The sequence below is a fragment of the Anaeromicrobium sp. genome, from assembly GCF_025210435.1.
Taxonomy (GTDB): Bacteria; Bacillota; Clostridia; order Peptostreptococcales; family Thermotaleaceae; genus Anaeromicrobium.
In genome coordinates, this window is the sequence record NZ_JAOART010000119.1 from 45,595 (window position 1) to 72,196 (window position 26,602).

Here is a 26,602-nt window from a genome sequence, read left to right on the forward strand (position 1 = left end):
ATTATTAAACATTCATATGATTAGTTTTTATACCATCTAAACCACTTAATTCATTCATCATAGTATTTATTCTATTCATATCTCCCCTTAGATTTAAGGTTATCAAACCATGGTTAACCTCCTCAGGATCATGAATACCAAACCTACCTACAATCATATCTCCATTTTCAGTTAAAATTTCCTGTACCCTTGGTGCTGAATCTGTGCGATGATCCACATGTATACTAAGCACACTTAAATTGTCCATATTTTTATCCTCCTCTATACACTTTTTATGATATTATTAACATGAACATGACATTTTTATACATGAAGAAGGTGACAATATGGATTTAAATGAAATAATTAATAGGGTTGAAAACAGCCCCCCTAAAATAGAGGGCATTCATAGGGAATTTTCTGTTTTAATCCCCCTTATAGAAGTGGATAACAGGCTCCATGTCCTCTTTGAAGTAAGATCTAGTAACTTAAAAGTACAGCCCAATGAAATATGTTTCCCTGGTGGAAAGGTTGAAAAAAATGAGTCTTATAAGGAATGTGCCCTTAGAGAAACAAGAGAAGAACTAAATATTCCTATGGATTCTATAGATTTAATTGGAAAGTTAGACACATTAGTTCTTCCTTATAATTTAACTATTTACCCATTTTGTGGTAAAATCAATGAAAATATTGAACATATTTCCTATAGCAAGGATGAAGTATCTAGTATATTTAGTGTTCCATTAAAGTTTTTCCTAGATAAGAATCCAGATACTTATAATACCCACATAAAAGTTTACACAGATGAACAATTCCCCCACCATCTCATCTCAGGAGGAAGGGATTACAATTGGAGAGTTGGCACATACCCTGTTTACTTCTATAAGTATAACGAACATATAATTTGGGGAATCACAGCTAAAATCATTAAAAATTTTATAGATATAATCAAATAATTTTAGTGGTATAAATTTCGTAGCACTAAGTTTTCTTTATACAGTAACTTGCCTACAAGGGAAAATATATTGAAAATTTTTGAAATTGAGGAACGTCACAACATCCTATGCTATTTGAACATGAGCCATGAACCTATCTACTAAGATTCACACTTTCGCTTGTGACAAGGACTTCAATGGAAAAAATTTTCAATATATTTTCCTGAAGTAGGCTCAAATAAAGCAAGTTTATGAATACAAAATCTATATATTTTTCACAAAATGAATTTAATTATTGTGAATTTTGGGTAACATTAATAAAAGGACCTTTTCTTCCCATAAATTTATGAAAAAATGTATTAAATTTATACCCTATAGCATATTATGAAATTAAACCAAATGAGTTCTTATAGTTTTAAAAATGATCTTTAAATTATTTGAATAAATGAAATCAACAAGGAGGAATGTTATGAATGTTGGAGCTTTTTTAGACATAGATGGCACATTATATAGAGATTCATTAATGGTAGAACACTTTAAAAAATTATTAAAATATGAAGTAATAGATGCTTCCCTATGGCACACCCATGCTAAAGAAACCTACTCTAATTGGGATAAAAGACAAGGAAACTACGATGATTATCTCCTAGAAATCGCCAATATATACTTAACTTCCATGAAAGGTTTAAACCAAGATCATATGGAGTTTATATCTAATCAGGTAATAAAGTTAAAGGGAGATAGGGTATATAGATATACTAGATCTCGTATTGATTGGCATAGGAAGGAAGGTCATAAAATAATATTTATATCAGGAAGTCCTGAATATTTAGTTTCTAAAATGGCTCAAAAGTATTATGCCACAGATTATAGGGGAACAAACTATGTAGTTGATCATAAGGGTAATTTCACAGGTGAAATAAATCAAATGTGGGATGCGGATAATAAAAGGAATGCAATTTTAGATTTCACCAAAAAATATAACATAGATTTATCTAAAAGTTATTCCTATGGAGATACAAATGGAGATTATTCCATGTTTAAAATGGTTGGTAATCCCATAGCCATAAATCCAACAAAGGAATTACTCACTAATATTAAATCTGATGAGGATTTATCTAAGAAGATAAAATTAATTGTTGAAAGAAAAGATGTTATATATGAAATTGATCCATCTGTAACTACCTTTTATTGAGCAAAAAAATTTGGGCCAATTGAAGGCCCAATTTTGCAATTCGAACTTAAAAAGAGGAGTTCTCTTCTCATATTAAAGAGATTCTACACTTAAAGTCCAATTCCTTCTGTTATACATGTTTTTTTCTAATTTATTCCATATCTCCATAATTTTTCATAAAGACTCGATCTACTTATATCCAGTATTTTGGCTGCTTTAGTCCTATTCCCCCCTACTTTTTTTAGACACTTTAATATGGCTTCCTTTTCAGCTTCATCTAAAATCTTTCTAAGGGGTTTATCATCTTTAATTATATTAGAACCACTATCCATATTAGTAATATGCATTGGCAAATTTTCTATACCAATCTTCTTTCCATAATCTACTAGATTTATGGCCCTTTCTAATACATTTTCTAATTCTCTAACATTCCCAGGCCAAGAATATGTGTTTAACCATTTCATAGCTTCATTAGAAATTCCAGACACATAGTTTCCTACTCTTTTAGATAATTTAAGTAGAAGGTATTTAACCAGATGATCTAAATCTTCAATCCTATCCCTTAAAGGAGGAACATTTATACTCATAACATTTAACCTATAATATAAATCTTCTCTAAATTGATTATTCTTTACCATTTCTTCTAAATCCCTATTAGTTGCAGCTACAATTCTTACATCTAATTTAATACTCTTAGTACCTCCAACTCGTTCCACTTCCTTTTCTTGAAGAACCCGAAGAAGTTTAGCCTGCATACTTTGTGGCATATCTCCTATTTCATCTAAAAATATACTTCCTCCATTGGCTAATTCGAATTTACCTATTTTACCACCCTTTTTGGCTCCAGTAAATGCCCCTTCCTCATATCCAAATAGCTCTGATTCTAAAAGTTCATCAGGTATGGCAGCACAATTTACTTTTATAAAAGGTCCCATATTCCTCTTACTAGATTTATGGATAGCATGGGCAAATAATTCCTTTCCCGTACCACTTTCTCCCCTTATTAATACATTAGAGCTGGTATGGCTAGCCTTTTGGGCGAGATATTTGGTTTCTGTAAGCTTATTACTTTTACCTATAATATTGTCAAAACTATATTTTGTTTCACTAACTTCCTTTAATGCATTTTTATAGTATTTTAATTCCCTTTCTATCTGGCTGATCTTACTGGCTAATACATTTATCTCATTTAAATCTTTAAAAAGGATTTTTCCTATGGCACCTATTACCTTTGACTCTTTTAGTATAGGAGTTCTCATAACTACCACATTTTTATCCCTGATTTTTTGGATTTGGCCAAATTCTTCTTTACCTGTTTTTGCCACTATATGGACCCTGGTGCCTTCTATTATATCTGTAACATGTTTGCCTATTACCTTTTTTCTCTCAACTCCTAAAAATTGAGCATAAGGCTCATTCATCATGGTAATGTATCCATCCTTGTTTACTACCACAATACCATCATAGGCATTATTTATAATACTTCTAAGAACTTCTGTCGCATTCTTTTCTGCTTCTAAAGCCTTTTTAACTTTCCTTAAATTACTTATATCTTGAAAAATTGCAACAGCTCCTACAACTACTCCTTCCTTAACAACAGGAGTAGTGTTTATACTCAAATTCCTATCATTAAGGATCTTTTCCCTACCTAAAGCCCCTTTTCCACTTTCTAAAACCTTTACTAATCTACACTCTTGTAGTACTTCTTGTATGTTTCTTCCTATATTTTTTTGTCCTTCTAATCCTAGTATATTTTCTGCCGAATCGTTGCAAACTACAATTTCTTTGTCCCTATTTATGGCCAATATTCCATTATAAGTAGAATCTATTATGGCATTAAATTCATTAGTCAAATATTGTTGAGTTCTTAAATAATCCTCTGTAATATTTTTCGTGTTTATTTTCCCTCTATACTTTTGAGATCTATCTACTACTATTATGGGATTTTTTAAATACTTTATCGCTTTCTCTACTGGATCATCTTCCTGAATAGTTTTAAAATCAGAAATTATGCAATCTTCAATTCTGCCAAATGAAAGTGTATTATCTGTTAACATATCATATATGGTATTTTTTAATATTACACCTAACACTTTCTTTTCTTCATCTGTTACAGTAATAAATTCTTCTTCGCTTCCCTTAAAAATATTTATTACATTTTCATTTAAATTTTGCTCGTTTAAACAAATTCCTTTATCTATATAATCCTTGACTTTCACTGGCTTGCCTCCTTAATTTCAACAACCATTAAGATTATTTAATTATATCATAATCTATCTTCCTTTTGTTTTACGTTTATCTTTTCACAATTTTTACAAATATTATGATAAGTACCAAAATCCTTTTATTAGCCATATGGAAAAATACTTCAACTAAGCAGCACAATGGCTAATTTATTTTGAATTTGCCTAAACACCAAAAGCTGTGTCCTAGGACACAGCTTTTTAAGATTTCTTTATATTATGATAAATTACTAAAAATAATATAAATATACCAGAATTCATTAATATAAAACTTCTATAGGAAAATTTCTTTTTTTCCATAGGTTTTTTATCTATTTCTTTAACAATTAATTTTTCTTCATATATTTGGGGAAGATTTTTAATTTCTTTTTTAGCCCATATATAAAGGCCACTTTTTTTATCTCCCCTAAGACTTTTCTTAAAGTCTTCTAAAACCTTATCCATGTTGCCAAGTTCCTTGTTAGCCATTATATTATAATAAATATTTCTATTTTCAATAATATAACCTGTTTTAAAGTTTTCAATGGCCCTTTCATAATCTTTCATTTCATAAAAAAACCTACCAGTATAATATTCTACTATATACTTTAATTTTAAATCTTCCTCGTCTTTACTATCTAATTGTAGGTCCTTTAGTTTCTTTGTGAAATCTTTAAAATTCTTTTCTTCATAATATTTAATAAGCTCTAGGATATGACCTTTATCATCTAATGGTTCTTTTCCTAATTTATTCTTGAAATATTCCTCATACTCAATTACTAAATCATAATCCTTTTCAACTTCATAGGCCTCTATTATGACCATACCTTCATCTGGTCTTATATGTACATAAAAATTAGGATTATCTACCATATCTTCCTTATTAAAATATAAGTTCTGAGGGTCTATGCTTTTATTAAAGTTTATTTTAAATTTTGCCATCTGTCCCTTTTCAATTTCTATTGGAATATATATCCTATCTAAATTCACATCTTTACCTATTATCTTTTCTACTTCATTATACTCATCTTTAATTTCAATCCTAATAGTATCTTCATTTCCATAGGCAAAACCATTGGAAATTAAGACTATAAATATTAATACGATTATTCCAATTCTTTTCATTAATTACTCCTCAATTGCCATTTCCTTAAGCTCTATTTGCCCTGCAAAATTCCAACCATCTTCCTTCACAAATTTTAGTACATAGGCATAACTTAGGCTATCATATCCTTCTACTACATTTACATAGGCTACCTTTTCGTCCCTATAATTTATATTTTCATATTTTACTTCTTTTAATATTCCCTTTTTAGGATTCTTTTTAATATGATTCAGCCTAAGTATTGTATAACCATCTGGAAGAAAACTCAAATACCTATCTGATGCTATTTCACCTATGTATTTTGCTCCTTCATCAAAGGATATGCTCTTACTATTAACATATTCAATTATATTCTTCCAGTTTCCAAAAGCACCTTCAACCGTAGTTCTTTTTCTATCTTTTATCACGTCTTCTTCTCTTATGACTACTACTTCTTCTTGTATTTCTTCTTGTATTTTTTCTTGTATTTTTTCTTCTACCTTAACTTCTTCTACATCTTCTACTATTTCCACAATTTCTTCTTGAGCATTAGAGTCATTAAATAATAATGAATTGCCTAGAAATAGGCCTAATACTCCTCCCATATTTACAAAGAGAAATATTATTAATATACTTATAATTTTGCTTTTTTGTTCCATAACCTACTCCTTTTGTAAAAATCGTATGCCATCCACATTCTAGCGATTTATTCATACTTTGTAAACATATTAACTTTCTTATTTACAAACATTTAACTTTACTCTTATATAATTTGACGTTTTATTTCAAATCCCTTCATATATTTCATTATTTTTTTATGTATAACAAAACATCCCAACCACATTCCTAGTTGAAAATTGTAAATAAAACTTTTTTTCACCTTTCCTCATTAAATCATTCAATATTTCTCTAAACTCAGAAGCTTCTTCTACTTCAAAATTTTTTGGTATCAATACATTTGTCTCACTCATTGATTTTCACCTCAAATTTTAAATTTTTCTACAAGGCTATTTAAACTATTTGCCATAGCACTTGTTTCTTCTGAAGTAGCCGCAAGATTTTGTATCATGGAAGCTTGCTCTTCGGCTCCTGCAGCAACATCCTGACTATTGGCTGTTGTACTTTCAGTAACAGTTGCCACAGAATCAATCAACTTGATGATTTCATCAGAGCTTGCCACTTCATCTTTTGTAACATCTACTATTTGATTTATATCTTTTCCTATTTGTTCTACTGCATTTATTATACTAATAAATGCTTCATCCGTTTCATTTGCCACACTTACTCCATTTTCTACTACCTGCTTACCTAACTCCATTGAGTCTACAGCTTTATCTATTTGTGCTACCATTTCATTTACTAATGACCCTATCTCATTTGCACCAACATTGGTTTGATCTGAAAGCTTTCGAACTTCATCAGCTACCACCGTAAACCCTTTTCCATGCTCACCTGCACGTGCTGCCTCAATTGCAGCATTTAATGCTAATAAATTAGTTTGTGCTGAAATTTCATTAATAGTGCTAATGATTCCACTTACCTTTACTGAAAGTTCATTTACTATCTTTAGTATATCTGCTGTTTCATTTGATACTTTATTAATATTTTTAATAGCCTCAGCTGTTCTGTTTACTCTTACTCTTCCTAATTTTGCAACATCCATAGTATGTTCAGCGTTATTTTTTGCCTTAATAGCTTTATTTTTGGCTATCTGAATTAAACTCGAAAGCTCCACTAAAACTTCAGAAGTTTCAATGATTGAATTATTTTGCCTCTCTGCATTATTTGCAACATCTTGAATACTTGTAGCAATTTCTTCTGTTGATAAACTTATTTCTTCTGAAGAGGCAGATATTTCCTCAGATGCTACTGCTAGTTCTTCTGCACCCTTTCTAACATGCCTTATTATATCTGATTGATGTTCTAACATATCATTAAAAAATTCCCCTAATGTCTGTATTTCATCCTTTGTAGTTATTTTAGCTCTCACTACTAAATCACCATTTCCTGCTTTTACCATTAATTTTTCCAATTCTTTTATTGGATTTATTATATTTTTTGTTGTTAGAAAATATGCTAAAATAATGGAAATAACTAAAGATAATAGGGTGATTATGATTGTATCCTTCTTAATTTCTATTGCTCCAGACATATAATCGTCATAGTTGGCTACTACTGCCAAAACCCAATTATTTACTGGAACAAATCTTATGAATTTATAAGAGCCTTCATCTGTATAATATCCTTCACCAGGCTCACCAGACTTAATTTTTTGTGCTAATTCTTTTAATTCAATATTGTCCGTATCACTTAGATTTTCCTTTAGAATTTTTTCATCTTTAGGATGATAAACAAATAATCCATTTTTATCAATCATATATGCATGCCCGTTTTCACCAATCTTTATTTCAGATACATATTCATATATATTTTCAATTTTAATGCTTCCAATTATTGTCCCTACAATATTATTGTCAATTATAATAGGATATGCAATAGCTATTACAGGTTCATTAGTAATCTTCGATATTATTATGTCACTCTGAGACCCAGAGCCCTTTAGAGCTTTTTTAACATAAACACGATCACTTAAATCCACTTCCAATTTTTCATTTTTATTACTTATAATCCCTTTACCTGATTTATCTGTAATAATTAACATTTCTATCTGATCACTATTTTCTTTCTGGGCTTTTGACAGATACTCAAATACCTTAGAATCCACTGTACTATCTCCAGTAACACGTCTAGCTAAATTTTCGTTATAGCTTATAACTTGAATATACCTATTTGCTGAGTCTATAGTTAAATCTATAGCATTTGCTGTTTCCATAGCAATTTCTTTCATCTCTTCTTCAGTTATATTCTGAATTGAACTTGAAGCCATATTATAAGAAATAACTCCTTGGACAATCAGTGGAATTGATATAAATATTAAAAACATTGAAATGAGTTTTGTTTTCAAGCTTATTTTCATATTTTATACTCCATTCTAGCATTTATTTTTTATAGTATTAATTTTTGTTTGTATAATCAAGGTGTTTCCAACAAATTCCATTTTATCCGTCATGGACTTTATTAAAAATAATCCTCTCCCAGAATCTCTCAATAAATTTTCATCTGACATCTCATCTAAAATGGTTATATTTCCCACTCCTGTTCCAGAATCTTCTATCTCAAATTTAATAATTTTTCCGTTATATATATATCTTAAATATATAGGTTTATCTGAACTACTATTATTTCCATGCTTAAAAGCATTTGTTAAAGCTTCAGTAAGCATTACTCTAATATTAAAATCCTCATGAAAAGCTTGTATATCAGCAATAATTTTATCAATAACTTCTTTGTACTTTTCTAATCCATATAAAATATATTCATCCCTTTTGATTTTCACAATACCTATCACCTCATTTAATTTCAAATATAAGTAGTGTACAATCATCATCTATTCCCTGCATATCTGTTGACTTATTGATCAAAATATTCTTTAGATTTTTTTTAAATTCCCCTATTGATTCTTTTTTTAAATATTTTTCTTTTATTGTTTCATCATCAAATACAGATTCCAATCCATCAGTAAAGAAATAAAATCTATCATTTGATTGAAAATGGATTGTTTCTTGATCAAATATACTATCTTCAAACATACCTAAAAATGGACCTTTTATATATTTTTTTTCATAATATTCTTCATTGCCATATATAAATTCATTTAGTCCAGCTCCAGCAATTTTTGCAATATTTCTTTTAAAATCAAAACTAAAACAACAAGCTGCAATATACGTTTCATCAAAGAAGTTAGCTACTTTATTGTTTAAATCATGAATTATATTGATAGGATTTTGACTAGTTACTACCGATTCATGGAATAAAACACTAAATGCAGAAGTGTTAAGTGCAGCTGTAACACCTTTCCCACTTACATCATAGATTACTCCTACAACCATATTGTCATCAATTTTTTGCATCCTATAAAAGTCTCCACTAACTGTTTTTGAAGGCACATATATTGTCTCCATGTTTACTCTGTTAGCAAGTGGGAATTTTTCTTGTAATGATTGTCTTTGCCATATGGCAGCTTTATGTACACCTGTTTCTTTTAGAACTTTTCTCATGTTAAACATTTCTTTTGCCATTATACCAATTTCATTTTTATTTCCCATTAATGGCTCTAAACAATGGTTATTCATAAAGTTAAAACGACTTGTCCTCTTAATTAATTGGGTTATTTTGACTATAGGCTCAGATATGGATTTCCCAAGATATAAGGCTATTAAAAAGGTAATACCCATGGATATGAATAATGCCATTAATGTCATAATCAATTGTATTCTTAGTGATGAATAGACTTCTACTATGGGAACTGTAAAACCTAATATCCATCCACTATTTAAATGGGAATAACCTAACATTTTTACTTTTCCGTCATATTCATAATTAATAACGCCTGAAGTATTTTTATCCATTTCTTCACTAATATATTTCAATCTTCCATTATGTATTGAGTTCAAATCCTCCTCGCCGTTAAAGATTGGATGGATTACAAACTCATATTCTTTATTCATTAAAAAAGCATATCCAGTATCATATATCTTTAATTTTTTGATGGTATTTTTCATAACCTCTATATTAATGTCCATACCAACTACACCGACGACAACATTTTCAATATATATTGGTTCTGTATAAGAAATTACTTTTATACCTAAATCACCTTCATCATAGGGTTCGCTCCACACACCTTTTCTCATTTTTATAGGATCATAATACCACTTCATCTCCTTATTATCAGGATAAAAATATTCTATATAAGAATCTTCAGAATCCGGATCTGGATCTGGATCTAATTTAATCATTTTGCCATTTCCTGACATATCCACATACCAAATCTCATGTACATCTTTTGTCAATTGTGGATTAAACGTAAAATATACAGCTTCTATTTGATTGGTTGTATATAATCCCTGTTCTGTATTTGCTTCTTCTGCAACCTTTTTTATAACAGCATCCATCATTGATTCATATTCCTTTATATAAGCTTTAGGATTTCTATTCATCTTTTCCAAATCATAAGTTGCAGCAACATAATGATGTAGCGTATTTACAGAACTTTCAATCATTTGAAAATCAGAATTAAAGTCATTGGAATAAGTCTGTGGAAGTAGGGTCAATTTCCTAATAACTTCTTTTTTTAAAAGGTTAAAATTTGTGAATAAACTAATGCTACTTACTAATACTCCCATAATTAGTGCACAACAAATCATGGCACATGTTATTTGTACTCGAATCTTATTTATAAACTTTATTTTTTTTATAATATCGCCTCCAATCTATAAATTAAAAAAGGCATCTACGATTCCATAGATGCCTTTTTTAATTTATCCAACATTAAGCCATACAGCACTTCATAAACTCATAACTTATTGTTCTTAATAATCCTTTGGCAATCTGCTAATCTTAGAGTACACATCCCTTAGGCACATGACTTTAGGTCCTTAACCTTGATAAGTTTTCCTTCACAAAAGTATGCAATATTGAGTTTTTTATGCATGATATTTTATAATTCTACAATTTACTACACTCTTAACATATTTTAACATCTTTTCTTGCCTAAGTAAAATTTTACTAGTAGAATATTTTTTATGTAATCATGTACTCTTAACTTTGTAATTATTTACACCAATATATTCATGTCTTCTCCTTTATTTTTTAAGGCATATGAAAAATAAACTAGTCAAGACTCTGAGAAATTTAGATTATTTTCAAGGCATGATGATGGAGTACATTAAACATATTTAAAGGACTCCATAAGGAAGAAAATAATTCCAATAACCAGTGAACTGACTAATTTATTTTTGGAATATACCTAACATAGAAAAGGGGCAGCTTTCGCTGCCCCTTTCCCATGATGAGTTGTGGGTGGGAATAAGGTGTGTTTAAAAGTCCATATGAACTTTTAAACAATATTATCCTGTGTTAATATTGTGGCCATATAAAATATTTTTATACTCATAAAATGATTTTTTTTCCTAAGGCATATGAAAGAAATAAACTAGTCAGTTCTCTGAGGGATTTGGATTATTTTCAAGGCATGGTGAGCGAACATATTGAACATATGTAAGCGATTCCATAACGAAGAAAATAATTCAAATAACCAGTGAAATGACTAATTTATTTCTTTCATATGCCTAAAATACATTCTCATAAATATAAAAAATTTTAATTTTTTAACAGTCTAATGGTAAAAATATATTTGAGGTGAAAAACATGCGTAAGTTCATTTTTATTATAATATCACTTTTCCTTATTACATCATGTAATACAAAGGAAAAGGCCCAATTAAAGCCAATGACTTCTTCCATATACAATAAGGGAAAAATAGAAAAGGTTAAAATAGTAAAAGAATCTAATTTTAAAAAAAATCTATCCTTTTCTTTTTTAGATACCCCTGATAAAGATACTATCTATAGTGTAATAGGTGAAACTAAAGATTATTATCTAGTAGAACTTCATAATCACAACATTGGTGTAATAGATAAATCTATTGCAAAAGCACATATAGAAAAGATAGTATTAGATGAAGATTCCTATAAAGCCACCCCAAATGAAGATGAAATGTTACGTTATATAAATGGTGAAAGGATAAAGCACGGATTAAATCCATTAAAAATAGACGAAAATTCAATAAAAATTGCTCGACTAAAATCCCAAGACATGATAGACAACAAATACTTTAGTCATTATTCCCCCACTTACGGAAGTCCCTTTAATATGTTAAACAAATTTAACATAAAATACATATGTGCTGGGGAAAATATTGCCTATAATACTAGTATAAAAAGGGCCCATGAAGCTCTTATGGACTCTAAAGAACATAAGGAAAGCATATTAAGTAAATCTTATACCCATGTGGGAATAGGTGTAAAGGAAATGCCTAAAGGCGGAAAGATGGTTACGGAAATATTTATTCAAAAATAAAAAAAATAGCTCCTTTTATCGAGGAGCTGAAAAAAATTTTTGAGGAAAAACTTAAGATTTTTAAATTTTTTGAGGAAAAACTTAAAAAACTAGACTTCTACTTAATTGGATTAAAAAAGCCCTATCTAAAAAGACAGGGCTAATAAGATACCATTCAAATAGAACTTACCACTTATGCCCGCCTTCCCACCGAAGGTAGTACAAACTACATATCTAGGCAGGTCTCCTGACTCATGACATTAGGATTGTTTGGCCTTCCCATATATACAGTGGCATATTCAAACAATCATGGTCACTTTACAGTAGCGGGGGCTGTGTCGGACTTTCACCGAACTTCCCTATTAAACCACATAAGTAGTACCTAAAAAGCTTTGAAAATATTAACTTTTTACAATACATATTGTATCATGTACTATTTAATAAGTCAAGTCCTTTAAAATCTCATTAATTCTTCATTACCTTTCTCTTATGCAGTAACTTACCCACATAAAGCCAATTCTCACATAATAAATCTATATACGGGTTACATTTTTAAGATCTAAGGCACCACTCTTATCTTTTCTAAATTGTAGAGATGCCTTACACTTTTCTTCCGTTTGAGGTAAAACAATATTTATATCTTCTATAGTTCCCTTTTCAATAAGTTCTTTAATCATAGCTGGTGTAACCTCTTGTTTATACATATCTAGACTATTCTTCCACACAGTAAACTTACATCCCTTTTTCCAATTACTACAATAAAAGGCTTTTCTATTTTCCAAAACTTCTCCATTTTCACAGGAGATACAACATCCTAAAGATTTTTTCTTTCCCCTTTTATTAGTAATCACTACCGTATCACTAAAATTATTTCCATAATTATTATTTACACCAATTACTTTAGATGTATTTTTCTTAATATAATTTTCAAGTTTCTCCATATACTTATCCGTTTGTATCTCACCATTTGCAACCATGGTTAGTCCCTTTTCCCAACTAGCCGTTAATTCTGGCTTAAGTAGGGATGGTACAGACCTATTAACAACATCATATATTAGTTCTCCCTTTTGGGTAGGAGTTAATATTTGTGTTTTTTTGTTGAGATTAATATATTTAATCAATTGTAACTTTTCTAGTATTCCAGATCTTGTGGCACTTGTTCCTATTCCTTGACTCTTTATTTGCTCTCTTAGTTCTTCATCCTCAATAAGTTTACCTGCATTTTCCATAGCAAGGATCATGGAACCTGAATTATATCTTTTAGGTGGTGTAGTTTCTGATTCTTTAATATTAAAATCAGTAATTTTAACTACTTGTCCCTTTTTAAGTTTCTTTAATGTTTCCATATTATTTACTTTAGAGTTTTCATTTTTTTTATTTCCGTTTAACACGGGTAAATATCCTTCATCTACACATACCTTTGAAGACGTGAAAAAGCTTTCTTCTTTTATCTTTGTAGTTATGGATAATTTACTATACACTGCTGGTGGATAAAATATGGCTAAAAAACGTCTTACAACTAATAAAAATATTTTCTTCTCATTCCCAGGCAATTTATTAAAATTCCCAAGACCTTGTCCCGTAGGTATGATAGCATAGTGATCAGTAATGGATTTATCATTTACATACTTAGTCTTAGATAGACCCTTATATTTACCTTCATCTACTATTTTTTTAACAAAATCATTGATCTCTTGGTCCTTTTCATCTAAATTACATGCTTTTCTAATATTTAAAAGACCCTTTATATTTTTTCCAATTTCCTTTGCTACAGCCGTTGATAATACCCTAGCGTCAGTCCTTGGATATGTTAACATTTTCTTTTCATATAAACTCTGTACTACTTTTAGAGTCTCATCTGGACTTAATTTAAATTTCTTTGAACATTCATTTTGAATCTCTGCCAAGTTATATAATAAGGGAGGATTTTTTCTCTCCTTTTTCCTTGTGGCAGACAGTATTGTTCCAATTAGTTCCTCATTATCTTCTTTAAGTTCTTCTATAAATTCTTCTGCCTTTTCTTTATCCCTAAATCCAATATCTTTAAATAGTAATTTAGACATATAATAATTAGAGCCTTCCACAGCTTTCCATTCTCCATCATACTCTAGGGAATCATTAAACTTAAAAGAAGAATTTATTTTATAATAGGAAGTTTTTACAAATTCTCTAATTTCCCTTTCCCTTTTAACTACCATACCAAGTACACATGTCATAACTCTACCTACTGCTATAACTGTATATTTTTCACCTAAACGGCTACTAATACTTCTTCCATGGGTAAGGGTTAATAATCTTGAAAAATTTATGCCTATTAAATAATCTTCCTTTGCCCTTAAATAGGCTGAATCAGATAATTTATTATATTCATCTAAGGCCTTTGCCTCTTTTACACCTCTTCTAATTTCATCCTCTGTTTGGGAGTCTATCCAAACTCTTTTCTTTGCTTTATTTTTTACTCCAACCTTCTCATCTACCAATCTATATATATATTCCCCTTCTCTCCCCGAGTCAGTACATACATATATGGTAGCTATGTCTTTTCTTTTCATCTGGGATTTTACAATATCAAATTGTTTTTTAACATTTGGTATTACTTCATACTTATATTCCTCAGGTAAAAAGGGAAGGTCTTTTAATACCCACTTTTTAAACTTAGGATCATATTTTTCTGGATAACTCATGTTTACTAGATGACCTACACACCATGTAATGATAGCTTCATCCGATTCTAGATATCCATTTTTCTTAGAAGCCTTCATATTCAGTGCCTTTGCAAATTCCATTGCAACACTAGGCTTTTCCGTTATAAATAAAGATTTACTCATATTAACAATTCACCTACACTATTATTTGAATAAAAATATCGAGCAAGTATTATGCTCGATATTATAACAATTTTCTTGTTTTTTTATGCTATAGATTTCGTGACACTAAGCTTTCTCTATACAGTAACTTGCCTATAAGGGAAACTATTGAAAATCTTTGGAACCCTGGAACGTCACAACATCCTATGCTACTACAACATGACACGTGAACCTATATACGAAGATTCACACTTTCGCTTGTGACAAGGACTGGGGTGGAAAAGATTTTCAATATATTTTCCTGAAGTAGGCTCACATAAATCAAGTTTGAAAATGATAAATCTATAATCTTTCATCTTATATTATAAACTATGCTTACTTATTTTGCAAAATATGCAACTTTATATTTAAAAGTGAAAAATACTCCTATAGACCTTCTCCTTTAGGAGTATTTTCTGATAAATTTATTTTATATTTTTTTATGCCTACTTAACTCTAGTCATTCTAACTACTCTTTCCTTTTTAATCTTAACTGGTTTCCATCTTTTTCTAGAATCCTTCATATAACCCTTATAATATCCCCTTTCTAAGGAAACAAAATCAAATCTAAACCTATATCCATTTCTGAGGGTCACCCTGTATAAACATCTTTTTTCTTTACAATATGGATCCCTATGATAGTCCATCTCCTCCACATAGTCTGAGTTATCATAGTTCATATAATCTGCTTCATAAGGATTGTAATTGTCATATTCCGCTTCATAATTATAGTCATCATAATACATAAAAAAACCTCCTTTTCATACTAGTTTATTTATATGAAGGGTACCTTGTTACATAAAATAATAAATTTAGGCATAAAAAATAGACATAAAAAATGCCTTCTATAATATACTTATATATTGGAGTTTATTTTTAATTCCAAAGACAAAGAGAGCATATTATGCTCCCTTTTATTCCACATTTACCTTTATATTTTCTTTTATTTCGTCACTAGGAGATAATATTACCATGTCACCAACCTTTAATCCCTTTATAATTTCCACATTATCTTGGCCCTTTAAACCTAGTTCTACTTCCCTTAATTTTGCCCTATTATCCTCAACTAAAAATACATAATCCCCATCCTTATATTTAAATACACTATTCTTAGATAGGATAAGTACGTCTTCTTTCATATCTTCTATTAATTTCACATCCACTTCATAGTCAGCCATTAATTTTGATGTATCTCCATTTATATGAATGTCTACCTTTACCCTTTTTTGATCTATACCCAAATCAGATACTTTTGTAAAGGCCTTTGGATAAATTTTGCTTATGGTTCCTTGAAGATTCACGCCTAAGTCTTCATCCTCTATTAAAACTTCTCCACCATTTTGTAATTTGACCACATCTTCTCCTAATACATCCACTTCCATATGGTATTTATCCGTATTTCCCATCTCAAATAAACTAGTTCCTTCTGTTACATACTCATTTTCCTTTACTAGTACATCTAGTATTTTCCCCTTTTTATCTGCATATATATTTCCATCACTCTCTTTATTTTTGAGTTTTTCAAGTTCATATTTTAACTCATTAATTTGACTTTCATAGGAATTAGTTACTTCCTGGGAAATATATTTTTTTAACTCTTCTTTACTACTTTCTAAAAGATTTTCTGCTATGACATATTGGTTTAGGGTTTTCTTATATTCATCTAAGGATACAACCCTTTCTTCATATAATTTCTTAGTAGAATCTAATTTTCTCTTTGCTTCATCATAGTTTGCCTTATTTTTATCCACCTTAAGCTCTGCTTGTTTCTTATTAGTTTCATATTGGGATTTTAACAAATTTATTTTTTCATTAATTCCCTTCATAGTTAAACTGTTATCCTTCGTATCTATCTGGGCTAGTAACAGACTTTCATCTATTAAGTCTCCCTCTTTCACATAAATTTTTGACAGAGTTCCCCTTATTTTAGAATATATCTTTTCTTGTTCTATAGCCTTTATTGTTCCTGTTTCTTCAATATATTTAACCACATTTCCTTTTCTTACCTTAGATACTTTTACATGTACTTTTTTATTCATAGAAAAAAATACACTACCCATTATCCCAACTACTAAAATCCCTATAATTAGCTTTTTGCTTATCTTCATCATAATTTCCTCCTAAGAAACCCTAGTTTTTAAAGCTTCCATCAAATCTAATTTATTGATTTTCTTCAAGGTAAATGTCAGTGAAATGACTATAAATATAATAGTTGTTCCAATAGCTATAAGATGTGTTTCTCCACTCACATAAGGGTTCATGGTGTACAATTCCGTATTGAAGGATGCCACTACAGCTTCCACCATCTTTATACTAAGGGGAATACCTATTATAATCCCTAGAATAGTCATTATGATAGTTTCTTTTAATATAATTTTAAATATATCCCTTTTCGTAAATCCTAATATTTGTAGTGTGGAAAATTCCCTAGTTCGCTCTGATATATTCATTATGGTTGAATTATATATTATACCAAATCCTAGTATTCCAGCAAATACAACTAAAATTCCCACTGATGATAGGGTTAATTTCATAAACTTCTTTGTTGTATCTATCAATTCTTCAGTTGACTCTACAGAATTAACCTTTTTACCATCTTCTACTTCTTCATCTATAGGTATTTTAGTTTTCACGTAAGCTCCTGTAACCATATTTTTATCTACTAAAATACGTTCCATTTCATCCATGTCCATATAAGCATTTATACCTAGTCCCTGTTTAATTATTTCTCTTACTTCTACTTCCACGTCATCCTTATTAGGTATAAAATTCTTAACCAGTACTTTATCTCCTATACTTATATTTAAATATGATGCTAAGTTCTCGGATAAAATAATTCCGTTCCTAGGCAAATGTATTTTTACATTATTTTTAGTCTGAAAGTTATAAAATTGGGTATCATATTTCACCCCAATAACATTCACTACTTTGGATTTCCAGCCATTTTCTATTTCAAAGGCATATTCTATTTTTCCTTCTGTAGCATCTGATTCTATAAGATTGTTCAAATCTACTATAGCTCTTTTGTTCAGTGGTTCTGTAAAATTTATATTGTAATCCATCCTTTGAAACCCACCATAATAATCAATAAACATAGTATTAAATAAACTCCATTGATAAAAGGGAAATAGAGTTACCATATAGGTTATGGCCACTCCCATGGTAACTGTAAGAAATCTCTTTTTATTCCTAAATATGTTCCTTACAACTACCTTCCATGAAAAACTTAGTTTACTCCAAAACAAGGTTATTTTTTCTAATAGAATTCGCTTTCCCACCTTTGGAGTTTCTGGTCTCATGGCCTCTGACGGTAATATTTTTATAGCCTTTCTTGCACCCACTAGTCCTGCACCTATGGTTATTCCACTAGTGAGTAAAAATGCCAATATAATATATCTGTAATAAACATTAGATGTAAGTAGGGGTAAATTAAAATAGGTGGTGTATACCCTAGTCATAGCCCCTGCCAACATGAGTCCTAACACAGAACCTATAAGTGATGCCACTGCTCCTATAATAAAAGAATACTTAGTATAATGAATCAACACATGATAATTTGAAAATCCCATACTTTTTAGTATTCCTATGGTCATCCTATCCTGTGCCACCATTCTACCGATTATTACACTTATTATTAAAGCTGATATTCCTAAGAATATTACAGGTACACTATTAGAAGTTTTTTTCAATTGTTTTATTTCATCAGATATGATCTTATGACTAAGTTGATTTTTTCTCTTTATTATTCTTTTGAGACCAAATTTATCTAACTTGTCTTCTAAGATATCTTCAATTATATTAATATCCTTCTCATCTTTTATCTTTATGAGTAAACTATTGTATTGATTATTATACCCAACACTACTTTGAAGAAAATCATCTTTACAAAAGACTACTCCGAAATTACCTTCAGGTGGTAGCAGACTCTGCTCGTTTTCCATTAAATATATATACTCTGGACTATAGGCTATACCACTTACTTTTAAGGTATATGCCTTCCCCCCAAGTTGAACCTTTATTTCATGCCCTACTTTCATATTTCTGTCCTTAGCAAATTTGTCTAATACTATAACTTCCTTTTCATCTTCTATAAATCTACCTTCTGTTAAATATATTTTGTTTAAGGTTTTATTTTCATCTATAGTAACTAGTCTTATGTTTGCATTTTTCTCATCTTTCTCAACTTTAAGGGGAACTTCCTCTATTATCCGTCCCTCAACTTTATCTATCCCATTGATTTTTTCCAGATCTTTTATTTTGTTCTCTGGAATCTTTACTAATTCCACAAACATATGTGGAAAATTTGTTTCTTCATAATATTCATTTAAGGTGTTCCTTAGATTTATTGCTGTAGAATGTAACATAGTGTACAAAACTATTCCTACTAAAATAACACAGGAAGTGGCAATTACTTGGCCTTTCATTTCTTTTATGAATCGAAATAATCTCAAGTCTAATTTTCTCATTACCACTCAATCCCTTCTACAGAATCTGGCTTTTCATTAACTATTACTTCTGTAATCCTCCCACTTCTCATCTCCACTACCCTATGACCTATTTTGCTAATGGCAGAGTTGTGGCTTATTACTATTATGGTCTTTTTATATTCCTCATTTATTCTCTTTAAAAGATCTAATATACTAATTCCCGTCTTATAATCTAGAGCTCCCGTTGGTTCATCACAAAGAAGTATGGTTGGATTCTTAGCAACAGCCCTAGCTATGGCCACCCTTTGTTGTTCCCCACCACTTAATTGAGATGGGAAATGTGCCTTTCTCTCACTTAAACCTACCCTGTCTAAAATTTCATCTATATCTAGGGAATTTTCACATATTTCTGTGGCAAGCTCCACATTTTCCTTAGCCGTTAAGTTGGCCAATAAGTTATAAAATTGAAAGACAAATCCTATTTCATCCTTCCTATATAGGGTCAACTCCTTATGACTATAGTTAGTTATTTCCTTTCCCCTAACCTTTATCTGACCCTTAGTAGGTTTATCCATTCCTCCAATTATATTCAAAAGAGTACTTTTTCCAGACCCACTAGGTCCTAATATGACTACAAATTCACCTTCATTCACATGAAAATTAGCTTCCTTTAGGGCTTCTACCTTTATTTCTCCCATTTCGTATTCTTTGTGTAAATTTGAAACCTCTATTATTCTTCTTTCATCCAAATGGATCACCCCCTTATACTATAGATAAATCCTATTTTCCTATGCCATTTTTAAGAAAATCATAATTTCCTAGTGAGTAAAAAAAGAAGGAAATTTAATTTCCCTCTAAATAATCTTCAAATACTCCCCATATTTCATCCTTTTCAAAGCCCTTCCTCCAGGCACAAATGCCTGCTAGATCATAGTTCTTAGCTAGGCTTACCTTTTCTTCTATAGACTTTTTATCTTCTATCCATATTTTATAAGTCTTATTATCTTCCACATACTCTGTATAGTACTGGGCCACATCTTCATTCCAAACAGGTTCTAGTTCTCTAGAATCTACTATATTATCAAGCTTACCCATGGTTATGGCCTTAGAGGATACCTTTATCTTTTTATCTAGTTTTTCTTCTGTCCACACCCTCATGTAAAAGGGCATGCCTAAGACTAATTTTTCTTTAGGTATTACTTCAAGACTTCTCTTAATTCCCTTATCTACCCATCCAATGGATGCTACAGAACCACTATCTGGACTAGATGCCCAGTGTTCGTCATAGGCCATTAACATAAGATAGTCTAGGTGTTTAGCTAGTTCCTTTCTATCATATACTAGGGACCATTGTTTACTTCCACCTGGAACAGTCACATCCATAGATAGGACTAAACCATTCTTTTCTGTATAATAGCGAAGTCTTTTAACAAAATTAGTTAGTTTATCCTGATCTTCATAAAATATATTTTCAAAATCTATATTTATCCCATCTAAATCATACATTTCACTAAATAGTATTAACTGACCTATTACCTTATCCTGTACTTTTTCATCATTTAGGATGGCCCTAGTTAATTTTGGATTAAAGTTGTTTTTTACTAATGCCCATATACCATATCCCTTTTCCTTGGCATCCTTCATATATTTATATTCTCCACTATTGACTATAATTCCCTGTGTATTTACTATATTAAACCAGGTGGGTGATACAATTTGTAGTCCCTTTATTTTATCTTCATTTTCTATGTTAGGATTTTTATCTCCCACATATTCCCATGCTAATGTTATCTTCCCTTTGCCTATTTCCTTTTCCCTTTCCCCTTTCTCTTCATTTTTGTCATATTGGTTTATATATACTTTATCTCTATCTTGAATCACCTTTATACCTATTAACCTTTGTACATCTAAAAGGGGCACATAATTTTTATTATCCCTATTTAGGGTATGAACATTTAACTCTACTCCCGTTTCATCTATTAAACTTTGTATTTCTTCATTTTTAAAAGAATAAGTAGACTTAAAGTAAGCCCTTGTTCTTTTTTCATTCATTCTCATTTCCCTATCTAAATGGGTTTTTAAGAAATGGAAATCCACATATACATTATCATTTTCCAGTATAAATTCTTCTTTTATTATGTTCCCATAAATAACAACCTTCTTAATTTTCATTTCTTTAAAAAAGTCTATTCCACCTACAATAAAACCTATTATTATACAAATTAAAATTGTTCTTCTTATCCATTTCCTATCCAACCCATCATCTCCTCCTTAGTAAAGTAAAATTCCCATACCTGCTGATATGACAATCCCCATAATAGGATGTATTTTTACTTTCATTATTAAAAATAATATTATACAGAAAATAAATATTCCCTTCATATCTACAATGGCTGTTTTTCCCAAGGTAATTGCTGCACTTATTATGAGTCCTAACACAGCTGGCCTAAGTCCTAAAAATATAGCCTTCATGGATGACTTGTCCTTGTTTTTTATAATAAATTTTGCTGACAATGTTATAATTGTAAAAGATACAATGGTAACACCTATACTTCCTGCTAGGGCTCCCCATATGCCCGCAATTTTATATCCACAAAAGGTGGCACTATTTATTGCAATAGGCCCTGGTGTCATTTGAGCTATTGCCACTAGGTCTACAAATTGTTCCTCTGTAAGCCATCCATTTTTATATACTATTTCCTTTTGTATGAAAGTTAGCATGGCCAACCCTCCACCAAAGCTAAATGCACCTATCTTAGCAAAGGTTGAAAATATTTTAATTATCTTTAGTATCATAATCTATTTCTCCCTTAAATTTCATGTATCCCATAAGAGCAGATCCTATTATTATCCATATGGGATGGATTTTTAATAGTACTACACATATGACTGTACCTAATGACCATAATATGAATATGCTTTTCTTAGGTAATGATTTCGATAGTTTAATTACTCCTGATAAAATAAGAGCAACTACAGCTGGCCTTATTCCCTTAAATAGAGTATTCATAAGTTCACTATTTTCAAATTTCATAAAGTAAATGGATATGGTACTCATAATTATAATGGCTGGTAATATGGTCCCTAAACACCCTAGTACAGCCCCTAAAAATCCAAATAAGTTATATCCTATATATGTGGACGTATTAATAGCCAAAGCACCAGGTATACTTTGAGCTACAGCTATTATATCTAAGAATTCTTCTTCTGATATCCACTTATTTTTTTCTACCATCTCCTCTTGCATAAGGGGAATCATGGCATATCCCCCACCTAAAGTGAATGTTCCTATCTTTATAAATATGAAAAACATTCTAATTAAATTTTTCATCTCTCCATCCCTCTTCCTTTGTACTTCCCTTTAGGCATATGCCTTAAATAAATCCTATCATATATATTATATAAGTTGTGATAATTAAACAAAATAGTGTTTTTAAATTTTTTCCATTTATATAATAATTTTTTATGTTTAATCAATTGCCTAAGGGGTATTAATCTAATAGATAAAAATTAGTTAAGTCGACTTAATGGGTTTAAAATATAAAATTGAAAATATAGGATTTAGGAGGAATTTAATATGAAAAAATACGAATGTACACCTTGTGCATATATATATGATCCAAAGGTAGGAGATCCAGATGGAGGTATTGCTCCAGGTACTCCCTTTGAAGATATTCCAGACGATTGGGTTTGTCCAATTTGTGGAGTAGGAAAGGATATGTTTGAAGTAGTTGAATAGGATTTAAAATAGCTAGGAATTAATTCCTAGCTATTTTTATATTCACATTGAAAAAACGGGTCAATATTGACCCGTTTTTAATCTACTGATTAAGCCCAAATTTGCTCGTCAGTTGGAACTTCTACGTTTTCTTGTAATAATCCGATTCTTGAAACGTTGATTAAGTGCTTGTAAGTGAAGTTCTCAGAAATAGAGTTGTTACCCCAAGATCCGCATCCTAATGTAGTTGTAGGAGCAAATCCATTAGTTAAACTTCCACCAGCAGTTGTAGCAGATGGTGCATTAACAACTAATCTAGATACTGATAATCCAGCTCCAGCTTTTTCTATATGCTCTAATGTGTTAGAGTGGATAGCAGCACTGTGTCCGCTTCCTTCCATATCTAAGTTAGTCTTAGCAATCATAACAGCTTCGTCAATGTCACTGTACTTGAATGTAGACATTACTGGGCACATTTTTTCTTTACATAATAGATCTGCTTCACCAATTCCATCAGCTTCTAATAGGATAATCTTAGTGTCAGCTGGAATTTCTACTCCTGCCATTTCAGCTATTTTAGCAGTTGTTTGACCTACTACGTCCTTGTTCATATGTCCATCATGGAAGATAGTATCTCTGAACTTCTTCTTGTCTTCTTCACTCTTTACTAAGTAGCATCCTTGATCTTCGAATGCTTTCATAACATTATCATAGTCATCTTTGTGAGCGATGATTGTTTGTTCTCCAGAACATATGATTCCGTTATCGAAACTTCTTCCTGTAATTATCTTAGAAGCAGCGTCCTTAAAGTCTGCGTCTCTATCTACGATAACTTGAACATTTCCAGCTCCAACTCCGTATGCTGGCTTTCCACTTGAGTAAGCAGCTTTAACCATTCCCATACCACCAGTTGCAACTACAACGTCAGCCACGTTCATTAATTGATTAGTCTTTTCAATTGAAGGCTCTTCAATGATTTGAATTAATCCCTCAGGTGCTCCAATGTTTAAGTCTCTAACAGCTTGGTTCATTAACTCAACAGTCTTTGAACTACACTTCTTAGCTCTTGGATGAGGTGCTACAACAATAGCATTTCTTCCCTTTAATGCGAACATTGCATTACACATTGGAGTAACGATTGGGTTAGTAGTTGGAGTAACAGCTCCTACAACTCCCATAGGCTTTGCAACTTCAATAATGTTAGTCTTTTCATCTCTATTGATTATTCCAACAGATTTCTTGTCTTTTAAGTCATTCCAGATTACTTTAGATTTACCTTTATTCTTAGCAACCTTATGCTCATAAACTCCCATTCCAGTTTCATCTACAGCTAATCTTGCTAAGCTCTCAGCATTGTCATATACAACCTTTGCTATAGCTTTTACCATCATATCTACTTGTTCTTGTGAAAAACTTTCAAACTCTTTTTGTGCTTCTCTAGCTTTTTTAATCATAACATCCATACTCATTGGAATTGCCTCCTTAGCGTTGTTAGTTTTTTAATTAACATTTTTTTGCAAAACTCATACTAATTAGTATAAGTTTTTGTATACAGATATAATCTCTTCTCTTGAAAGTGGTACATAGTTATTAGCTAATAATCTTTGTTGCTTTTCTAAAACACTATCAGCAAATAATTCTATTTCTTCCTCTTTCATTCCATAAGTTTTAAGTTCATTCTTAGCTAATAATTTTCCTAAAACTTCTTCTACCTTTTCATAAACTTCACATTCGTCAACCTTTAATATTCTAGCTAACATAGAGTTTACTTCTTTGATAGATCCTTCTGGATTTTTCTTGTTGTATAACTTAAATACTTCTGTGAAGAATTGGTAGTTTGCTTCTCCATGAGGAACATGGTAAGTACCACCTAATGGATATGATAATGCGTGAACTGCCCCAACACCAGTGTTACCAAAAGCAATACCAGCATAATTACTTGCAATTAAAATATCCTCTAATCTTTCAAATCTATATTCTTCTCCCTTTTCAACAATATTTAGATAAACATCAAATATCATTTCAATAGCCTTCATACTATATACCTTAGTATAAGGATTTGATTTTGGAGAAACTTGTGACTCTATAGCATGGATAAGTGCATCTATAGAACTATATACATAGAACTTATATGGAAGCCCCTTTAAAAACTCTGGAATTAATACAGCATGGTCTGGTAATATTTCATCTACAGCTAATCCCATTTTAGTCTTCTTAGATTTAATCTCTGCTATACTGATGTTTGTAACTTCAGTACCAGTACCACAGGTAGTAGGTATAGCTATTAATTCTTTTTCCTTAACTAAATCGATTTTCTTATCAAATGCATCTACCACATCGTCTAAGTCTTTTAATACTAAAACCTTAGCAATATCGATTACAGTACCTCCACCTACAGCTATAATTCTGTTGAATTCGTTTTTCTTAGCATCATTTAATATGGCATTCATCATTTCGTCAGAAGGTTCTCCTGTACCATAAGCTTCTTGCATAATAAAGTTAGCTTCTGAGTTTAATTCTTTCATGAAAGGTTCATATAAAAATCCATTAGTTAATACTAAATCTCCTTTGCCTAAATTAAACTCTTTTGCGAATTCAGCAAAAGTATCAAATTTATGCATTCCTGTTTTTAATTTAAAAAGCTCCATAATTTGATTCTCCCCTTCTTTATGTATTATCTAGTAAGTATTTGTACTTCATATATGTATCAATTAATTACTGTGTTATTTTTTTGACTAAGTTTCATAAAAAATAATTAGCAATTTCTATACCAATTTTCACAAAATAATATTTAAAATAAGTATAAACCCTTGCACATACTTATTTTAACCTATTCTCTCCATAAATGAAAGAGGTTATTTCAATATTTTTTAAAGTATACAATTATACTCAGTTGCATTTTAGCAACATAAATATTGATTTTTTTTTAACATTCTTTACTATTATTCTTTCTCATCAAGTTATTTTCAGATAGTCAGGTTTCGTTGCTTTTTTACATCGTTTTTTTGCATTTTTGCAACACCTTTTTATATGCCTTAAGTAAATTAAACGCCTAATCCTTTATATATTTTCACTAAAGGATTCATTTTCTTAGGAAGTTTTAAAAAATTAAATAGGTAGAAAACAGTATCCATTGACCATAATTATAGATTTCGTAACACTAAGATTTCTTTATACAGTAACTTGCCTATAAGGGAAAATATATTGAAAATCTTTGGAACCCTGGAACGTCACAACATCCTATTCTACTCCAACAA

At 30.5% G+C, this 26,602-nt stretch carries 22 protein-coding genes and 2 riboswitches; of the genes, 4 read left to right on the forward strand and 18 right to left on the reverse strand.

Going from position 1 to position 26,602, the window contains the following annotated elements:
- Nucleotides 1-4: 4 nt before the first annotated feature.
- Complete coding sequence (locus N4A57_RS14645) at nucleotides 5-247, reverse strand: hypothetical protein (RefSeq protein WP_293658742.1); 243 nt, start codon at nucleotides 245-247, stop codon at nucleotides 5-7.
- A gap of 79 nt (nucleotides 248-326) precedes the next feature.
- On the opposite strand from N4A57_RS14645, the gene N4A57_RS14650 reads away from it, so the two are divergent.
- Nucleotides 327-935, forward strand: a complete 609-nt coding sequence (locus N4A57_RS14650) for an NUDIX hydrolase (RefSeq protein ID WP_293658743.1) — start codon at nucleotides 327-329, stop codon at nucleotides 933-935.
- A 448-nt stretch (nucleotides 936-1,383) separates the two neighbouring features.
- Nucleotides 1,384-2,109 (forward strand): HAD family hydrolase, encoded by a 726-nt coding sequence (locus tag N4A57_RS14655; protein ID WP_293658744.1) that lies wholly within the window; start codon nucleotides 1,384-1,386, stop codon nucleotides 2,107-2,109.
- Nucleotides 2,110-2,234: 125 nt separating this feature from the next.
- Here the strand turns inward: N4A57_RS14655 and N4A57_RS14660 are convergent, their stop codons facing one another.
- The 7 genes from N4A57_RS14660 to N4A57_RS14690 all read right to left on the reverse strand — a co-directional run bounded on the left by N4A57_RS14660 (nucleotide 2,235) and on the right by N4A57_RS14690 (nucleotide 10,640).
- Nucleotides 2,235-4,307: a sigma 54-interacting transcriptional regulator gene (locus tag N4A57_RS14660; protein WP_293658745.1), complete on the reverse strand. Its 2,073-nt coding sequence runs from the start codon at nucleotides 4,305-4,307 to the stop codon at nucleotides 2,235-2,237.
- A gap of 225 nt (nucleotides 4,308-4,532) precedes the next feature.
- Nucleotides 4,533-5,435, reverse strand: coding sequence for a hypothetical protein (locus N4A57_RS14665; protein ID WP_293658746.1), 903 nt, complete (start codon nucleotides 5,433-5,435; stop codon nucleotides 4,533-4,535).
- Between the two features lie 3 nt (nucleotides 5,436-5,438).
- Nucleotides 5,439-6,053 carry a hypothetical protein gene (locus tag N4A57_RS14670; protein ID WP_293658747.1) on the reverse strand — a complete coding sequence of 205 codons (615 nt, stop codon included), beginning with the start codon at nucleotides 6,051-6,053 and terminating at the stop codon, nucleotides 5,439-5,441.
- Nucleotides 6,054-6,209: 156 nt separating this feature from the next.
- Nucleotides 6,210-6,365 carry a hypothetical protein gene (locus N4A57_RS14675; protein WP_293658748.1) on the reverse strand — a complete coding sequence of 52 codons (156 nt, stop codon included), beginning with the start codon at nucleotides 6,363-6,365 and terminating at the stop codon, nucleotides 6,210-6,212.
- 11 nt (nucleotides 6,366-6,376) lie between these two features.
- The gene (locus N4A57_RS14680) at nucleotides 6,377-8,371 is read right to left on the reverse strand and encodes a methyl-accepting chemotaxis protein (protein WP_293658749.1); all 1,995 of its coding nucleotides are present in this window, start codon (nucleotides 8,369-8,371) and stop codon (nucleotides 6,377-6,379) included.
- A gap of 15 nt (nucleotides 8,372-8,386) precedes the next feature.
- Nucleotides 8,387-8,791, reverse strand: a complete 405-nt coding sequence (locus N4A57_RS14685; RefSeq protein WP_293658750.1) for an ATP-binding protein — start codon at nucleotides 8,789-8,791, stop codon at nucleotides 8,387-8,389.
- Between the two features lie 13 nt (nucleotides 8,792-8,804).
- Entirely contained in the window at nucleotides 8,805-10,640 is a 1,836-nt protein-coding gene (locus N4A57_RS14690) for a SpoIIE family protein phosphatase (protein WP_293658751.1), read from the reverse strand.
- Between the two features lie 196 nt (nucleotides 10,641-10,836).
- A riboswitch (cyclic di-GMP riboswitch) is annotated at nucleotides 10,837-10,921 on the reverse strand.
- A gap of 743 nt (nucleotides 10,922-11,664) precedes the next feature.
- Between N4A57_RS14690 and N4A57_RS14695 the strand changes: the two genes are divergently transcribed.
- Complete coding sequence (locus tag N4A57_RS14695) at nucleotides 11,665-12,375, forward strand: CAP domain-containing protein (RefSeq protein WP_293658752.1); 711 nt, start codon at nucleotides 11,665-11,667, stop codon at nucleotides 12,373-12,375.
- Nucleotides 12,376-12,574: 199 nt separating this feature from the next.
- Nucleotides 12,575-12,755, reverse strand: a riboswitch (cobalamin riboswitch).
- 132 nt (nucleotides 12,756-12,887) lie between these two features.
- Here N4A57_RS14695 and N4A57_RS14700 read toward each other — a convergent pair.
- From N4A57_RS14700 to N4A57_RS14735, 8 genes are all read right to left on the reverse strand, one after another.
- Nucleotides 12,888-15,182 carry a DNA topoisomerase gene (locus N4A57_RS14700; RefSeq protein WP_293658753.1) on the reverse strand — a complete coding sequence of 765 codons (2,295 nt, stop codon included), beginning with the start codon at nucleotides 15,180-15,182 and terminating at the stop codon, nucleotides 12,888-12,890.
- A 464-nt stretch (nucleotides 15,183-15,646) separates the two neighbouring features.
- Entirely contained in the window at nucleotides 15,647-15,946 is a 300-nt protein-coding gene (locus tag N4A57_RS14705) for a hypothetical protein (RefSeq protein WP_293658754.1), read from the reverse strand.
- A 168-nt stretch (nucleotides 15,947-16,114) separates the two neighbouring features.
- Entirely contained in the window at nucleotides 16,115-17,308 is a 1,194-nt protein-coding gene (locus tag N4A57_RS14710; RefSeq protein WP_293658755.1) for an efflux RND transporter periplasmic adaptor subunit, read from the reverse strand.
- A gap of 12 nt (nucleotides 17,309-17,320) precedes the next feature.
- Nucleotides 17,321-19,666 carry an ABC transporter permease gene (locus tag N4A57_RS14715; protein ID WP_293658756.1) on the reverse strand — a complete coding sequence of 782 codons (2,346 nt, stop codon included), beginning with the start codon at nucleotides 19,664-19,666 and terminating at the stop codon, nucleotides 17,321-17,323.
- Entirely contained in the window at nucleotides 19,666-20,376 is a 711-nt protein-coding gene (locus N4A57_RS14720; RefSeq protein ID WP_293658757.1) for an ABC transporter ATP-binding protein, read from the reverse strand. Before N4A57_RS14720 ends, N4A57_RS14715 begins: the two co-directional genes overlap by 1 nt.
- A gap of 94 nt (nucleotides 20,377-20,470) precedes the next feature.
- A complete protein-coding gene (locus N4A57_RS14725; RefSeq protein ID WP_293658758.1) occupies nucleotides 20,471-21,883 on the reverse strand; it encodes a glycosyl hydrolase family 18 protein in 1,413 nt (470 codons plus the stop codon).
- Between the two features lie 15 nt (nucleotides 21,884-21,898).
- Nucleotides 21,899-22,423 (reverse strand): chromate transporter, encoded by a 525-nt coding sequence (locus N4A57_RS14730; protein WP_293658759.1) that lies wholly within the window; start codon nucleotides 22,421-22,423, stop codon nucleotides 21,899-21,901.
- The gene (locus tag N4A57_RS14735) at nucleotides 22,404-22,958 is read right to left on the reverse strand and encodes a chromate transporter (protein WP_293658760.1); all 555 of its coding nucleotides are present in this window, start codon (nucleotides 22,956-22,958) and stop codon (nucleotides 22,404-22,406) included. Before N4A57_RS14735 ends, N4A57_RS14730 begins: the two co-directional genes overlap by 20 nt.
- 246 nt (nucleotides 22,959-23,204) lie before the next feature.
- Here N4A57_RS14735 and rd point away from each other — a divergent pair, with 246 nt between their 5' ends.
- Nucleotides 23,205-23,366: a rubredoxin gene (gene rd, locus N4A57_RS14740; RefSeq protein WP_293658761.1), complete on the forward strand. Its 162-nt coding sequence runs from the start codon at nucleotides 23,205-23,207 to the stop codon at nucleotides 23,364-23,366.
- An 89-nt stretch (nucleotides 23,367-23,455) separates the two neighbouring features.
- Here the strand turns inward: rd and N4A57_RS14745 are convergent, their stop codons facing one another.
- Together N4A57_RS14745 and N4A57_RS14750 are read right to left on the reverse strand one after the other, a co-directional pair.
- On the reverse strand, nucleotides 23,456-24,814 hold the full coding sequence (locus N4A57_RS14745; protein ID WP_293658762.1) for an aldehyde dehydrogenase family protein: 1,359 nt from the start codon (nucleotides 24,812-24,814) through the stop codon (nucleotides 23,456-23,458).
- A 63-nt stretch (nucleotides 24,815-24,877) separates the two neighbouring features.
- Entirely contained in the window at nucleotides 24,878-25,993 is a 1,116-nt protein-coding gene (locus N4A57_RS14750; protein ID WP_293658763.1) for a 4-hydroxybutyrate dehydrogenase, read from the reverse strand.
- Between the last annotated feature and the right edge of the window lie 609 nt (nucleotides 25,994-26,602).